General features: G+C 65.2%; 9 protein-coding genes. 3 read left to right on the forward strand and 6 right to left on the reverse strand.

What is annotated here, in order from left to right:
* Positions 1–136: 136 nt before the first annotated feature.
* The 3 genes from AAFG50_RS04960 to AAFG50_RS04970 all read left to right on the forward strand — a co-directional run bounded on the left by AAFG50_RS04960 (position 137) and on the right by AAFG50_RS04970 (position 5,268).
* Positions 137–3,193 (forward strand): adenylate/guanylate cyclase domain-containing protein, encoded by a 3,057-nt coding sequence (locus AAFG50_RS04960; RefSeq protein WP_028173762.1) that lies wholly within the window; start codon positions 137–139, stop codon positions 3,191–3,193.
* Between the two features lie 340 nt (positions 3,194–3,533).
* The gene (locus AAFG50_RS04965) at positions 3,534–4,739 is read left to right on the forward strand and encodes an OpgC domain-containing protein (RefSeq protein ID WP_028173763.1); all 1,206 of its coding nucleotides are present in this window, start codon (positions 3,534–3,536) and stop codon (positions 4,737–4,739) included.
* Between the two features lie 40 nt (positions 4,740–4,779).
* On the forward strand, positions 4,780–5,268 hold the full coding sequence (locus AAFG50_RS04970; protein WP_028173764.1) for a DUF2059 domain-containing protein: 489 nt from the start codon (positions 4,780–4,782) through the stop codon (positions 5,266–5,268).
* Positions 5,269–5,301: 33 nt separating this feature from the next.
* On the opposite strand, the gene AAFG50_RS04975 is transcribed toward AAFG50_RS04970, so the two are convergent.
* From AAFG50_RS04975 to AAFG50_RS05000, 6 genes are all read right to left on the reverse strand, one after another.
* Positions 5,302–6,414, reverse strand: coding sequence for an ABC transporter permease (locus AAFG50_RS04975; RefSeq protein ID WP_011090598.1), 1,113 nt, complete (start codon positions 6,412–6,414; stop codon positions 5,302–5,304).
* A gap of 2 nt (positions 6,415–6,416) precedes the next feature.
* Positions 6,417–9,191: a ribosome-associated ATPase/putative transporter RbbA gene (gene rbbA, locus AAFG50_RS04980; protein WP_028173765.1), complete on the reverse strand. Its 2,775-nt coding sequence runs from the start codon at positions 9,189–9,191 to the stop codon at positions 6,417–6,419.
* Positions 9,188–10,255: a biotin/lipoyl-binding protein gene (locus AAFG50_RS04985; protein ID WP_028173766.1), complete on the reverse strand. Its 1,068-nt coding sequence runs from the start codon at positions 10,253–10,255 to the stop codon at positions 9,188–9,190. The genes rbbA and AAFG50_RS04985 overlap by 4 nt, the downstream gene beginning before the upstream one ends.
* 208 nt (positions 10,256–10,463) lie before the next feature.
* Entirely contained in the window at positions 10,464–11,960 is a 1,497-nt protein-coding gene (locus tag AAFG50_RS04990) for a sugar ABC transporter ATP-binding protein (RefSeq protein WP_028173767.1), read from the reverse strand.
* Positions 11,957–13,054, reverse strand: a complete 1,098-nt coding sequence (locus tag AAFG50_RS04995) for a hypothetical protein (RefSeq protein ID WP_028173768.1) — start codon at positions 13,052–13,054, stop codon at positions 11,957–11,959. The genes AAFG50_RS04990 and AAFG50_RS04995 overlap by 4 nt, the downstream gene beginning before the upstream one ends.
* Entirely contained in the window at positions 13,051–15,174 is a 2,124-nt protein-coding gene (locus AAFG50_RS05000; protein WP_028173769.1) for an SMP-30/gluconolactonase/LRE family protein, read from the reverse strand. The genes AAFG50_RS04995 and AAFG50_RS05000 overlap by 4 nt, the downstream gene beginning before the upstream one ends.
* Positions 15,175–15,246 lie beyond the last annotated feature (72 nt).

Here is a 15,246-nt window from a genome sequence, read left to right on the forward strand (position 1 = left end):
ATCGCCAACCGCACCGTGCCCCGCTAAACGGCGATGGGCAAGTCCGATTGCTAAGCGGTTCTTGATAGGTATTCTTACCACGAGTTGCTCGCGGGCGCTGGACGACAGCGACGCCGCGATCCTTGAAGGCGCAGGAATGCATTGCTTCGCGTGTCAGTCGGCGATTGATCCAGACGATAGCTGGTGCTCCAAGTGTGGGGCGGCGGTACGTCGGCGTGCTGATCCCGACAGCGAGCGGCGGTTTGTGACAATTCTCCGAGCCGACGTCATCGACTCCACAGGGCTTGTTGCCGAACTGGAGCCGGAGGAGGCCGTCTCACGCCTGGAGCCTGCGCTGGCGGCCATGAGGGGCGCGGTACGCCAGTTTGGCGGCATCGTCAGCAAGGAGTTGGGGGACGGCTTGGCCGCGGTCTTTGGTGCCCCGATCGCCGACGACAACCATGCGCCGCTGGCCTGCCATGCGGCCATCGAGCTTGTCCGGCGCGTTGGCCGTCTTGGGGATCCCGGACTTCAGGTTCGGGTCGGCCTCCATTCGGGGCACGTCGTCGCCTATATGGTCGCCAGCGAGTTTTCCAAGGTCTACGAGATCGGAGGCGCCGCTCAGCATCTTGCCGCGCGGCTGGAGGCAGCGGCCGAGGCCAATCAGATCTACGTGTCGGAAGCCTGCCAGAAACTCGCGGATGGACATGTCCGATTCGAATCCCTGGGCCTCAAGGTGCTGCGCGGCTTCAACGAGCCGCTGCCGGTCTACCGTGTCGTCGGAGCGAGCGACCTTTCAAGCTGGCGGGTGCGACGTGCGCGGAGCGTTTCGCGGTTTGTCGATCGAACGACCGAGCGGGCCCTGTTGGGACGTGCCGCGGAGAGGTCCAGTGCAAGCCGGCAGACGGTCCTTCTGATCGGCGATGCAGGCATCGGAAAATCGCGGCTCGCACATGAGTTCGCCCAGGAGCTCAAGGCCGATGGCTGGCGGTTGATCGACGCCGAGTGCAGCCCGAACCTTCAGGGCGTGCCGTTCAGCGCGCTCAAGCGCATTATACTTTCGATCTCCGAAGTTACCGCCAGAGATTCGGATGGTCTGGTCGACATCCGACAGGAGTTGCAGGCAATCCATCAACTCGCGATCGATTCCATATTGGATATTCCGGTCGAGGATCCTCGCTGGAGCGAGTTGGAGCCTTACGCGCGCGCGCGTGCCATTTCCGATGCAAGTTGCGCCATCGTTCAAGGCTTGGCCTTCCAGCAGCGTACCGTTCTTCTCATCGAGGACCTGCACTGGATCGACCGAGCCAGCGATGCGGTTGTTGCTGCAATCGCGTCGTTGCAGAGCCCCAACCTGATGGTTTTTCTCACGAGCAGGCCGAACGGCATGCCTGAGTGGATCGCGCGCTGCCACGCGGAAGTGATTGCAATGCGCCCCCTGGATGACGATTCGGGATTGGCCATGTTGGCCGATATGCTCGGACCGTCGGCGACGAACACCGATTTGAAGAACCGTATCATCTCTCATACGGCCAACGTTCCCCTGTTTCTCGAGGAAGTCTGCCGCGGACTGAAAGATAGTGGCACGCTTCGCGGTCAGTGGGGTGACCTTGCGCTCGTTCGACCCATTGATGAGCTCGGCATCCCCACCAGCATTCAGGGCGTGATTGCGGCGCGGCTCGATCGCATTTCAAGGCAGGAGCGCTCGGTTCTCCAAATAGCGGCGGCGCTGGGGCCGCGCTCAAGCGTGATGATGCTGCGGAACGTCGCGGCGCTGCCCGAAGACGTTTTCCAGGATTGCCTTGGAGCGCTCGACCGAGCCGAGCTCCTCGTCAGGATCGATAGTGAACTTGAGGACTCGATCGAGTTCCAGCACGAGATGGTCCGCCAAGTGACCTACGAGTCGATGGTCGAAAAGGTGCGCGAAAGTATACATGCGCGAATTCTTGCGGCCTTCGAAAGCGACGAGACATGGAGCGACGGTCCTGACACGCTTTGCTACCACGCAATGCGCGCGAAGGATTGGCTGAAAGCGTTCGGGTACGGGAGGGGGGCCGCGCGGAAATGTCTTGTGCGCTCGGCATATGCCGATGCGGTCGACTATTTCGGGATCGCGATGAGTTCGCTCGACAAAACACCGATGACTCCTTCGCGGGAGGCAGATGCAATTGACCTCCGGATGGAGGCGCGAATGGCGTTCATCTGGTCCGGTCAGGTTGCCGAGTGGATCGATCTCGGAAAAGAGGCCGAACGCCGGGCCAGTGGAATTGACGACATCGGAAGAAAGGTCGCCGCCATGACCGTCATGGCGGGTGGACAGAATTTCTACGGAACGCCAACTGAAGCGGTTGCGCTCGGCCGGGAGGTCGTTGGCCTCGCCGAGAAGTCAGGCAACCCGGGTTGGCGCAACCTTGCACAATACAATCTGGGACAGGCCTATTTTCTCGCCGGTCGATATCGCGAAGCGGAGCAGACGTTGGCGCGAGGCCGCGCTAATCTCATGGGACCGGAGGCAAGCGCGCCCTTCGGCACGCCCCCAAAATACACGCTCCTCCTCTGCTGCATGATGAAAAGCTTCACCCACACCGTGATGGGCGAGCTCGATGCCGCCGAGCAGCTCCAGCAGCAGGCCGCGGCGATCGCGGAGGAGACGGGCCGTCCCTATGACCGCGTCGCGGCGGCCTATAGCGGCGGGTGGCTGAAGCTCGGCCGCAACGATCCGGCGGCGGCCGCCGCCATCCTCGAAGAGGGTTTCGTCCTCGCGCAGAAGCATGGCATTCGGCTGTTCGTGCCGGTGCTCGCCTGCCACCTCGGCATCGCCTATCTCGAGCAGGGTCTGTTCGATCGGGCGCGCGGCATGCTCGGCGAGGCGCGCGAGGAGGCGAAGGCGGTCGGCTATACCTCGGCGGTGCTGCGCAGCTCGATCTACCTGGCGCTGGCAACCCGCCGGCTCGGCGACGTCCAGGCCGCGCAGAACATGCTGCGCGAGGCGCGCAACACCGCGCGGCAGCAGGGGTTTGCTGGCCTCGAGGCCGAAGCCCTGTTCGGCGAAGCCGTGGTGACGCCGCCCTCCAGCGAGGAGAACAAGGCCGCGATCCTTGCCGCCCTGCGCGCGGCGATCGCGATCGCCTCCGACAGCGGCGCGCTGCCGCTGAAGCAGAAGGCCGAGGCGATGCTGACCGGGATGCTCGCCCGGGGCGACGAGATCGCCTGACCCCTGACTCTCAATCCGCCTGCCGTGCGATCGTACCGCCGGGGCGACCTTCTTGCCCGACATATCGTTTTTATTTCGTAGTAATCACAATGGCTTATCGTGCCACTTCTACTGTGCATGGGGTTGTTTTCGATGTTTTAGTGGGATGGCCGCCGGTTCGGCGCGGCCCGGCGGTGGTCCCCGCCGCCCGTGATGACGAAGTCCCTTGCGCGGGCACCTGGGTCGGCTACCGTTGGCGGGAAGCTAGCCGCAGGGCCAGGTGATCTTTTGATTCGCATTTTTTAGCATTCCATTTTGTCGGCGCCGCCACGGCGCGACGCCCACCGGAAGAGGCGGGGCCATGATCACACGGGACCAGTCAGCACTGTTGGCGCCGGTCGAGCGCGACCTGCGGCTCGATCTCTTCCGCGGCATCGGCCTGTGGATGATCTTCCTCGACCACATCCCGCACGACGTCGTGGCCTGGCTGACGCTGCGCAATTACGGCTTCAGCGACGCCGCCGAGTTCTTCGTCTTCATCTCCGGCTATCTGGTCGGCTGGATCTACGGGCCGATCATCGCGGGCGGCTGGTTTCTCGCCGCGCTCAAGCGGCTGTGGCGTCGCGCGGCCGAGATGTACGTCGCCCACATCATGTTGTTCCTGCTGTTCACGGCGCAGATCGCGCGCACCGCGCGCCGCTTCGACAATCCGATGTACGAGCACGAGTTCAACGTGTTCAACTTCCTGTCGCATCCGGACGAGCTGATCGGGCAGGCGATCGTCCTGAAATACAAGCCGGTCAATCTCGACGTGCTGCCGCTCTACATCGCGCTGGTGTTCGCCTCGCCCTTCATCGTCTGGTGCCTGGTGCGGCGGCCGAACCTGACCCTCGCCGCCTCCGTGGTGCTCTATGTGCTGTCGCGCTGGTTCGACTGGAACGTCGCCTCCTATCCGCCCGGCACGAAATGGTACTTCAACCCGTTCTGCTGGCAGCTGATGTTCGTGTTCGCGGCCTGGTGCGGCATCGGCCAGATCGGGAAGATCGCGAAATGGGTGTGGTCGAAGGCGGCGATGACGCTCGCGGCGGCCTGGCTCGCCTTCGCGCTCCTGATCGTGATGACCTGGCACGTTCCCGCGCTCGAGGTCCTGATCCCGAAATGGATGATCAAGGCGATCTACCCGATCGACAAGACCGATCTCGACATGCTGCGCTTCACGCATTTCCTGGCGCTGGCGATCTGGGTCACCCATTTCATCTCGCGCAAATGGCGGTCGCTGCACACACCCTGGCTGCGCCCGGTCATCCTCTGCGGCCAGCATTCGCTGCCGATCTTCTGCCTCGGGGTGTTCCTGTCGTTCTCCGCGCACTGGATCCTGACGCAATACACCAAGGGCGTCTGGGAGCAGCTCGCCGTCTCCGTCGTCGGCATCGTCATCATGATCGGCGCCGCCTGGCTGCTCGATCGTGCCGAACGCGTGCCCAGCCTGTTCGTGAAGGTGACGGAGGTCGAGGATTCCGAGCCCGAAAGCGCTCCGGCCGCGGCCGGGGCGCCCGCGAGCCGTTGAAAGCATCGTGGCGCCAGCCCGCCTTCTCACGGAGAGGTTCATGTCCAGACGTTTGTTGACGATCGCCGGCACGCTCCTGTTCCTGGTCTGCGGCGCGTCGGCGCAGGCGCCGCCGCCGGAGGCGATGAATGCAGCGCGCAAGCTCGTCGTCACGCTGAAGATTGCGGACCAGTATCGTGCGCTGCTGCCGCAGCTCCTGCTCAAGCTCAGGCCCGTGGTCGCCCAGGACAGGCCGGAGATCGAGCGCGACTATGATGCGCTGACGGCGCCCGGCGCCGAGATCTATGCTCCGTTCGTCGCCTCGATGATCGATCAGATCGCGGCTCTCTACGCCGCCAGCTTCACCGTCGATGAGCTGCGCCAGATCGAGGCGTTCTACGCCCAGCCCGTGGGACGAAAATTCCTGGAGAAGTCGGATGCGCTGGCGCAGGCGAGCATGCAGATCGGCCAGGACGTCGGTCAGAAGGCGGCCGACGAGCTGAAGCAGCGCCTGATCGAGGCGCTGCGGCAGAAGGGGCACAAGCTTTGAGGCCGGGCAATACGCTCGGGCCGCGCGTCGTGCCTAGGCCAGAAACGCGCGAAACCGGCGCTGCGCGATCAGGAAGAAGACGACGCCGATCAGCGTGAGCGCGACGAGCTGCGGCCAGACGGCCTCCAGGCCCGCGCCGCGGAACAGGATCGCCTGCGCGAGCATCACGAAATGCGTGTTGGGCGCCGCCAGCATGATGTCCTGGACGAATTGCGGCATGCTCTCCCGCGGCGTCATGCTGCCCGACAGGGTCTGCAGCGGCAGCAGGATCATGATCAGCAGCAGCCCGAACTGCGGCATCGACCCGGCGACGGTGGCGAGGAAGATGCCCATGCTGGTGGTGGCGAAGAGCTGAAGCGCCGCGCCGACGAGGAACAGCGCCACCGAGCCATCGATGGTAACCGCCAGCCACCCCTTGACCACGAAGATGATCGACAAGGCGGAGGCGATCAGCACCACCGCTCCCATCGACCAGATCTTGCTCACCATGATTTCCAATGGCGTGACCGGCATCACCAGCAGGTGCTCGATCGTGCCGTGCTCGCGCTCGCGGATCAGCGCTGCGCCGGTCAGGATGATCGAGAGCATGGTAATCGAGGTGATCACGTGGTCGATGGCGCCGAACCAGGACTTCTTCAGTTCCGGGTTGAACCGCGCCCGCAGCGCCAGCTCGATCGGTGCGGCCTGTGCATTGCGCGTGTGCGCCAGAAATTCCGCGATCTCCGCGCTGACGATCTGCTCGACATAGCCGCCGCCGTTGAAGGCCTGCGAGATCCGCGTCGCATCGACGTTGAGCTGTATCGCGGGCGATCTCCGCGCCAGCAGGTCGCGCTGGAAGTCCGGCGGTATGTCGAGTGCGAAGGTGTCGAGACCCGCGTCCATCCGCCGGTCCATCTCGTATTGCGAGATCAGGCGCGGCTCGGAAAAGTAGGGTGGCGTGAACGCCATCTCGATGCGGGTCGATATCGGCGAATGGTCTTCGTCGACGATGGCGATCGCGGCGCGGTTCAACGTTTCCGGCAGTGCCTTGGCGCCTGCATAGACCGCCAGCGTGAAGGAGTAGACGATGAGCACGAGCAGCATCGGGTCGCGCACGAGGCCGCGCAATTCCTTGATGCCGAGCTGAAGCACGTTGTCGATGCGCATGGTCAGCGGGCCTGTTTCTTCAGCAGCATTGTGCCGGCTGCCACCAGCACCGGGATCATGACGGCGAGCGCCAGGAGATCGTTGTGGAGAGTCTCGAAACCGAGGCCCTTGGAGAAGGTGCCGCGCGAGATCGTGACGAAATAGGTGGTGGGATAGAGCCGCCCGACCAGCGCGCCCAGGCCCTGGAGCGATGAGACCGGATCGATCAGCCCGGAATACTGGATGGCCGGGATCAGCGTGATCAGCACCGTGCCGAACAGCGCCGCGATCTGGCTGTTCATGAAGGCTGAGATCACCAGCCCCATGCCGGTCGTGGCGGTGACATAGAGCAGGGCGGCGAGCGCATAGGTCGGAAAGCTGCCGGTGAAGGGCACGCCGAAGACGGCGAGCGCGAAGCCGACCAGGAGCAGGAAGTTGCCGAATGCCAGCACGACATAGGGCAGTTGCGTGCCGAGCAGGAATTCCAGCCGCGTCACCGGCGTCACGTAGAAATTGACGATCGAGCCGAGCTCCTTCTCGCGCACCACCGCGAGTGCGGCGAGCACCGCCGGAATCATGATCAGGAGCAGCGGAATGATTCCGGGCGCCATGGCGACGACGCTTCTGACGTCGGGATTGTAGCGGTAGCGGAGCTCGAGCTTGTAGGAACCGGCGATCGCCGCCTCGCCATAGAGCTCGCGGCCCTTCTGCGCGAGCCAGGTGGCGTGGATCGCCTGGGCGTAAGAGCGCAGCGTTTCGGCGCGGGTGGGGTTGGCACCGTCGACCCAGGCGCCGATCTCGACATGGCGACCGCGGCTGACGTCGCGGCCGAAGCCGGGCGGCAGCTCGATGGCGAGGCCAATCTCGCCGGCGCGCATGCGGCGGTCGAGATCGGCGTAATCCGTGATCGGAGGCTTTTCGGTGAAGTAGCGCGACCCCGCGATCTGCAGGCTGTAGTCGCGGCTGATGGCGCTGTCGTCGCGGTCGAGCACGGCGAAGGTCAGGTTCTCGACGTCCATGCTGATGCCGTAGCCGAGCACGAACAGCAGCAGCACACTGCCGAGGATCGCGAGCGTCGCGCGGATCGGGTCGCGGCGCAGCTCGAGCGCCTCGCGCCGGGAATAGGCCAGCATGCGGATCGGATTGAACGTCGCGCTGCTGCGCTTGCGCGGCGGCGTAGCGGTCGCAGCCGGCGCGGGCGATGGGGCCGCAGGCGGGCCGGCTGCATCCGCCGTGTCAGCGATCGCCTCCTCGAGGCAGGCGATGAAGGCCTGCTCCAGCGTGGCGGTGCCGCGCGCAGTCACGATCGCGGCAGGCGTGTCCGACGTCAGCACCTTGCCCGCGTGCATCAGCGAGATCCGGTCGCAGCGCTCGGCCTCGTTCATGAAATGGGTCGAGACAAAGATGGTGACGTTGTCCTTGCGCGAGAGCTCGGCGAGGATCTGCCAGAAGCGGTCGCGGGCGACGGGATCGACGCCGGAGGTCGGCTCGTCGAGAATGAGGATGTCCGGCGCATGGATCATGGCGACCGCCAGCGACAGCCGCTGCCGCAGGCCGAGCGGCAGCGCGTCGGGCAGGGCGTCGGACACCTCCGCAAGATCGAACCGGGTGATCATCTCGTGGATGCGCGCGGCGATGGTCTCCGCCGGCAGCCCGAACAGCCGCGCATGCAGATCGAGATTCTGGGCGACCGTCAGCTCCGAATAGAGCGAGAAGCCCTGCGACATGTAGCCGATGCGGCGGCGCACGGACATATCGCCGGCATCGATCGCATTGCCGAACAGTCGCGCATTGCCCTCGCTCACGGGCAACAGGCCGGTGAGCATCTTCATGGTCGTGGTCTTGCCGCATCCGTTCGAACCGAGGAAGCCGAAGATCTCGCCCTTCCTGATGCGGAAGCTGACATCGTCGACAGCGACGAAGTCATTGAAGCGCCGGGTCAGGTGGTCCGCCTCGATCGCGATCTCGTCATGGTCCGCGCTGCGCGGCGGGATGACGACGCCGGTGTGATTGCCGCGATCGGCCTCCGGCAAGAGACGGATGAAGGCGTCGTCGAGCGTGTCGGCGCCGGTCTGACGCTTGAGCGCGGCAGGCGTTCCCGTCGCCAGCACGCGGCCGGCGTTCATCGCGATCAGGAAGTCGAACTGCGCCGCCTCCTCCATATAGGCGGTTGAGACGATCACGCTCATGCCGGGCCGGCTGCTCCGGATCGAGGCGATCAGCTCCCAGAACTGGCGCCGCGACAAGGGATCGACGCCGGTGGTCGGCTCGTCCAGGATCAGCAACTCGGGATCGTGGATCAGGGCGCAGCACAGGCCCACCTTCTGCTTCATGCCGCCGGAGAGCTTTGCGGCCGGGCGGTCGGCGAAGGGGGTGAGCCCGGTGTCGCGCAAAAGGCCAGCGATCCGTCTGCTTCGTTCCGCCTTGTCGTGTCCGAACAAGCGGCCGAAGAAGTCGATGTTCTCGAACACCGACAACGTTGGGTACAGATTCTTGCCCAGCCCCTGCGGCATATAGGCGATATCAGGGCAGACCGCACGGCGATGGCGCGAGCTCGCCATGTCGCCGCCAAGCACATGGATGCGTCCCTCTTGAATCTCGCGCGCGCCGGCGATCAGCGCGAGCAGGCTGGATTTGCCGACGCCGTCGGGGCCGATCAATCCGATCATGCAGCCGGACGGCAGGTCGAGGGTAATGCCATCCAGGGCGCGGGTCTTGCCGTAGCTCAGGCCTACGCCTTCGAGATGCACCACGCTGCCGGGCCCGGCCGGTGCGTCGGCTGCGGCAGTCGCGCTCATCGGGTCACTTTGATCTTGAGATTGTCGGGCCATTGCGCGGCCGGATCGAGCTGCACATAGGCCATGCCGGGCAGGCCGGTCTTCACATGCTCGATGTGCTGGCGCAGCAGCTCGGGCGCGATATGCGCCTTGATGCGGAACATCAGCTTCTGGCGTTCCTCCTCGGTCTCGACGGTCTTGGGCGTGAATTGCGCGACGTCGGCGACGAAGGTGGCCTTGGCCGGGATCACGTATTGCGGGATGGCGTCGAGCACGAGGCGGACCTCGGAGCCGATCGCGACGCGGCCGGCATCCGCGGTCGGCAGGAAGAATGTCATGTAGACGTCGCCGAGATCGACCATGTTGAGGACGCGGCCGCCGGCCGCGAGCACCTCGCCCGGCTGCGACACGCGATACTGGACGCGGCCTTCGCGCGGCGCCTTCAGCACACTGTCGTTGAGGTCGGCGTTGATGCTTTCGATCGCGGCCTTGGCGGCGTCGACCGAGGCGCCGGCATCGATCACCATGGCGCGGGCGGAGCTGATCGCGGCCTCGGACGCTGCGACCTGGGCCTGGGAGGCGGCAAGCGCTGCCTTCGCCGTGGCGTTGGCCGAGCGGTCGTCGTCCAGCACCTGCTGCGACACCGCATTCGTCCTGATCAATTGCTCGGAGCGATCGAGCTTGCGGCTGGCGGTGTCGAGCTGGGCGATGCGCTGGTCGACCACGGCCTCCGCAGCCCTGCGTTCGGCCTCGCGCTGGTTCACCAGGCTCTTCGCGGTCTCGACATTGATGGATGCGCGCTGGAGCTGCGCTTCGGCCTGACGGCGCTGCGCCTGCAATTGCTCGGTGTCCATCCGCGCCAGAACCTGGCCGGCGTTCACGAAATCACCTTCGTTGACCAGGATTTCGCGAATCCGGCCCGGCGTCTTGGTGGCAATGTCGATCTCGACCGCTTCGATGCGGCCGTTGCCGCGGGCAAAGCCTGCCGGCAGCGTGTTGGAATCGCGGTGCTGCCAGTAGTAATAGCCGCCGCCTGCAAGCAGGATGGCGATCGCGGCGATGACGCGGCCCGGAGTGAAGTTCATCTGTTCATAACGCCGCGCCGCGGCGCCCACATGTTGAGACACAAAGGTCCGGCCGCTACGGATATCTCCGAGGTGGAAGCCGCGCAGCCGAAGCTGGTCCAACATTGCCGCGATTTTTGCAGCGCAACTTGATGCAGATCAGATTGCGCGACCGTTGCCTCTGCCCAAGGTTCAGGCAGTCGGCTGGCCCCGAGCGCTCTGGCGACGCCTAGTGGATCGCCGCGTACATGATCCTTTCCTCCGTCGCGTCCAGCGCGGAGAATTCCTCCACGACCTTGCCCTGGCGTGAGACCAGGATGCGGTCGGAGAGCGCCATGATCTCGGGCAAATAGGACGAGATGACCACGACGGCCTTGCCCTCGTCGGCCAGCTGGTTGATCAGCTCGTGGATCTCGACGATGGCGCCGACGTCGACGCCGCGGGTCGGCTCGTCGAAGATGATCAGGTCGGGCTCCTGCACCAGCGATTTGGCGATCACGACCTTCTGCTGATTGCCGCCGGACAGCTCGACCACCTTGCCGTGGTCGCCGATGGCGCGAACCCCGAGCTTCTCGATCCAGGTCTTGCCGATGGTCGCGGTTTCCCGCCGCGACAGCATCATGCGGCCCTTGGGAAACTTCGACAGAAGCCCGAGATAGATGTTGCGCGCGATCGAGGACGTCTCGAAGAAGCCCTCGACCTTGCGATCCTCGGTGACATAGGCGATGCCGGCCTTGACCGCCGGTGCCGGCACCCGGTAGCGCACCGGCTTGTCGTGCAGCAGGATCTCGCCGCCGTGGAAGAAGTCGCGCTTCAGCACGCCGGAGACGATCTTGAACGTCTCGGTGCGGCCGGCCCCGACGAGGCCGAATACGCCGGTGATCTGCCCTGCGAACACCGACAGCGAATTGTTCTTCACCATCGGCGCCATCTTCAAATTCTGCACCGTGAGCACGCGCGCGCCGGCCGGCCGCACGCCGCGCTTGCGTGCGCCGTAGAGCGTGTTCGACAGGTCGCGGCCGACCATGGCCTGTACGATCGCGGCGCGGTCGAACCTGGCGGCGTCGTCGGTCACGACATGCTTGCCGTCGCGCAGGACCGTGATGCGGTCGGCGAGCAGCAGGGCCTCTTCCAGGGCATGTGAGATGAAGACGATCGAGACCCCGCGCTTCCTGAGGTCGCGGACGAGGTCGAAGAAGTATTTCTTCTCCTCCGGCGTCAGCGACGCGGTCGGCTCGTCGAAGATGATGACCTTGGCGCGGTGCAGAACCGCGCGCGCGATCTCAACCATCTGCTTCTTGGCCGCGCCGAGACCGCTGACCGTGGCGGTCGGCGTGACGTCGAAATTGAGCGATTGCAGAAACTGCTGCGCGGCGATGTAGATTCCGCGCAAGCGGTTATAAAACTTCTCCTGCCCGAGGAATAAATTCTGCGCCACCGTCATGGTCGGCACCAGGCTGTTCTCCTGGAACACCATGGCGATGCCGAGATTGCGTGCCTCCAGCGGCGTCCTCGGTGCGACGTCCGCGCCGTCGACCGTCATGGCGCCCGAGGTCAGCGTCACCACGCCGGCCATGACCTTGGTGAGCGTCGACTTGCCGGCACCGTTCTCGCCGACCAGCGCGTGGATCTCGCCGCGGCGCAGGTCGAAGTCGACCCCGTCGATGGCGGGAACGCCGGCGTAGAGTTTTGTCGCCTTGCGCAGCGAGAGCATGATGTCGCTCATTGGCAAAACTCCTCGGCAAGGCCGGCCAGCGGCAGTCGCAGGACACGGCCAGGTCCCTTGGCGATCAGGACGAGGTCGTCGCCCATCTCGATGGCCGCAACGATTCCGTGATTGACGCCGTCAACCCGGCTGTGCAGCGAATAGAGCGGCTGGCCATCGGGGTTGAGACGGATGACGAGTCCGTAGGATCGCGGCGGCGCCCACGGCTTGATGACGCCCATGGTCTTGATGTGCGCGCCCTGCATCGGCTCCTTGAACGAGAGGCCTGAGCGCAGGCGCGGGGCAACCCAATACGCCGGATCGATCTCCGTCATCATGCGGCGGCGATAGGCCGGCTCACGCAGCACGAACTCGATGAGCTGGGTGCGCGCGGTGAAGGCGGTGAGCCAGTAGCCGCCGCCCGCGGCTCTTGTCAGTCGCGACGGATAGACGGGCAGGTGGGCGAGCACGATCCGGGGCGATGCGCCCGGCGTCACCAGAACGAGGCGGTGGCGCCAGCTCTCGCTGACCAGCACGCCGTTGCCATGCGCGCAGGCGCCGAAGGCATGGCCGAGCCCCTGGGCCAGCGCCGTCACGGATTTGCTGCCGGGATCCAGCCTGAACACGCGGCCGCTCCGGTTGAGCTCCATCAGGTCGCGCGCCCAGTCGTCGACGCCGCATGTCGCCGAGCCGTCCGTCGCAATCAGCGTGTTGTCGCCCGCTGGCGCGAGCGCGTTGACGGCATTGAAGGCGGCGTCGGTGAACGTCACGCTTGGCTGTTCGGCCGAAGGGCTTGCATAGAGACGCACCTCGCGTCCCCCGAGCGCCACGGCAAGGCCGCCTTCGGGAAGGACACACAACGCCGAGATCGGCCGATCGAAGGTGCGGATCTCCGAGGGCGAGCCGCCATTCAGGCACATCAGTCGCGGACCGTCCGCAATGAAGAGGTTGCGGCCATCGGTGGCGAGGTCCTCCGGCGCCTGGCACGTCAGCAAGGTGTCGGCGGCTTCCAGCTTCTGGTTGGGCTTCAAGGCACCGTCGAAGGACGGCACCGTGATGGTGGCTTCGCCGCGCCCGAGAAAGCGGTTGGCGAATTCCCTGACGGCTGCGATCACGACAGCTTCCCCCACCGCTTGTCATACTGGACGAAGTCGGGATCGGCGTTGTCGAGCTTGTAGCGGCCGATCCGGTTGTTGGCGATGCCGCCGAGATAGAGGTAGCCGCGATGCTCGCGCATCGAGGTGATCATCGGATGGTTTTCACCGCGCAGGTCCCAGAACGATTCGAGGATCTTGCCCTGCTCGTTGAACTTGACCACGCAGCCCGTGTTGATGTTGGGGAACAGCCACTCGTCGACCGGCACACGCTTGGCCATGCGACGCCGAAAGCCGGGCATCTTCCAGGCGAGGTCGAGCGAAGGGCTGCGCATGCCGACCAGCGCCAGCCAGTAATTGCCGTCGGAGGCGAGGTTGATGTTGTCGGGGTAGCCGGGGAGGTTGTCCATCACCACCTCGACCGCGCCCTTCTTCGGTCCTGCGAACCAATAGCGCTTGATCGAGCAGCCAAAGGTCTCGGCGAACAGGATCGACTGGCCGTCGCTGGCCACGCAGATGCCGTTGGGAAATTTGAGGCCGCGCAATTCCGTCCGTGTCGCGCCGGTCCTGGTGTCGTAACAGATGATGCGGCCGTTGCCCCGCGCCTCGAGGCCATCGATCGGCCACTCGTCCATCTCGTAGCGCACGGTCGCCTCGGAGAAGAAGATGAGGCCGTCGTCGGTGATGTCGAGGTCGTCGGCGAGCCGAAGGCGGCTGTCGTCGTTGACTGAACGCATGCTGCGGTTGGTCTCGTCGGTCGCCTTTTCCACGGTGCCATCGGGCTTGATGCGATAGAGCCCCATGCCGCCGATGCAGATGTAGAGATTGTCCTCGCGATCGAAGGCCATGCCGAGCGGCTGGCCGCCGATATGGGCGAATACTTCCATCTTCTGATAGTCGGGCGCGAGGAAGCGGACGATGTCGCCGTGGCGCGAGCCCGCATAGAGGTTGTCGTGGCGATCGAGGATGACGTCCTCCGGCGCCTCGATGCGGCCAAGGCCGATCAATTCGACGTCGCGCAACTTGTCGTTCTGCTCGAACGGGCCGCCCTGCCCGATCTCGGTCGGGGGAGGCGGCGGCAGCGCGTGGTAGGTCGGGGCGACGTAGACCTTGCTGATGATGCGCGTCCGATTCTTCTGCCAGCGGATGTCGACCATCGCGGCGACGAGCAGGATGCCGGCGAGCGCCATCCGGTTGACGCCGCCGCGCGCGTTCATGGTCGTGAGACCATTGGTGATCAGGAGCACGATCAGGACCCCGACCGCGGATTTGGCGACCGAGCCCTTGCCGCCGCCGAGCGTGATGCCGCCCAGCACCGTCGCGGTCAGCACGATCACCTCGAGGCCGACGCCGATGTCGCCGCCGACGGTGCCGAGCCGGGAGGCGAAGAACAGCGCGCCGATGCTGGTCAGCACGCCGCTTGCGACGTAGCAGAGCGCGATCGTGCGACGGACGGGAATGCCGGAATTGTACGCCGAGCGGCGCGAGCCGCCGATCGCGGTGATATGCCAGCCCGGCCGCAGCCGCGTCATGAAGATATGGCCGAAGATGGCGATGACGATATAGACCAGCGCTACGGTCGGGATGCCGAAGATGCTGCCGCCGCCGATGAAGTCCCAGGACGGGATGTCTGGGAAGGCCGAAGCGATGGCGTTGGAGTAGCGCTGGATCAGGAGGTCGTAGGCCGAGCGGTAGATGATCAGGGTGATCAGCGTGGTGATGAAGGCGCGCAGCCGCAGATAACCGATCAGGACGCCGTTGACGGCGCCGAGCAGCGCACCGCAGAGCAGCGTGGCGGCCACCACCGCCGGGACCGGCCAGCCCAGCACGTCGAGCAGATAGAGCGCGCAGAAATCCGTCAGTGCGAAGATCGAACCGACGGACAGATCGATGCCGCCGACGATGACGACCAGCGCCAGCCCGAGCGCGATGAAGCCGATCTCTCCGGCCTGGCGCGCGGTGTCGGCAAGGCTCGCCGGCGACAGGAAATTGTCGATGGACCGGCTGAGCGCGAGGCCGACGATCAGCAGCAGGATGACCGGGATGGCCGTCTCGGTCCATCGCTTGGACAGGATTTCGCCGAGCAGATGATCGGGCCAGTAGCGGTAACGCAGGCTTGTCAGGGTGTCGCGCATCGGCATTCCGGCGGGGCATGGAAGATGTTGGGAGCGAGGCCCCCGAGACCGCAACGGCCCAGGGGACCTCGAGCGTCA

This window comes from Bradyrhizobium sp. B039, assembly GCF_038965675.1.
Classification (GTDB): Bacteria; Pseudomonadota; Alphaproteobacteria; order Rhizobiales; family Xanthobacteraceae; genus Bradyrhizobium; species Bradyrhizobium diazoefficiens.

What these genes read in the sequence shown, in the direction of transcription:
- AAFG50_RS04960 (WP_028173762.1), top strand. Translation starts at nt 137, where the DNA reads ATGCATTGCTTCGCGTGTCAGTCGGCGATTGATCCAGACGATAGCTGG.
- AAFG50_RS04965 (WP_028173763.1), top strand. Translation starts at nt 3,534, where the DNA reads ATGATCACACGGGACCAGTCAGCACTGTTGGCGCCGGTCGAGCGCGAC.
- AAFG50_RS04970 (WP_028173764.1), top strand. Translation starts at nt 4,780, where the DNA reads ATGTCCAGACGTTTGTTGACGATCGCCGGCACGCTCCTGTTCCTGGTC.
- AAFG50_RS04975 (WP_011090598.1), bottom strand. Translation starts at nt 6,414, where the DNA reads ATGCGCATCGACAACGTGCTTCAGCTCGGCATCAAGGAATTGCGCGGC.
- rbbA (WP_028173765.1), bottom strand. Translation starts at nt 9,191, where the DNA reads ATGAGCGCGACTGCCGCAGCCGACGCACCGGCCGGGCCCGGCAGCGTG.
- AAFG50_RS04985 (WP_028173766.1), bottom strand. Translation starts at nt 10,255, where the DNA reads ATGAACTTCACTCCGGGCCGCGTCATCGCCGCGATCGCCATCCTGCTT.
- AAFG50_RS04990 (WP_028173767.1), bottom strand. Translation starts at nt 11,960, where the DNA reads ATGAGCGACATCATGCTCTCGCTGCGCAAGGCGACAAAACTCTACGCC.
- AAFG50_RS05000 (WP_028173769.1), bottom strand. Translation starts at nt 15,174, where the DNA reads ATGCCGATGCGCGACACCCTGACAAGCCTGCGTTACCGCTACTGGCCC.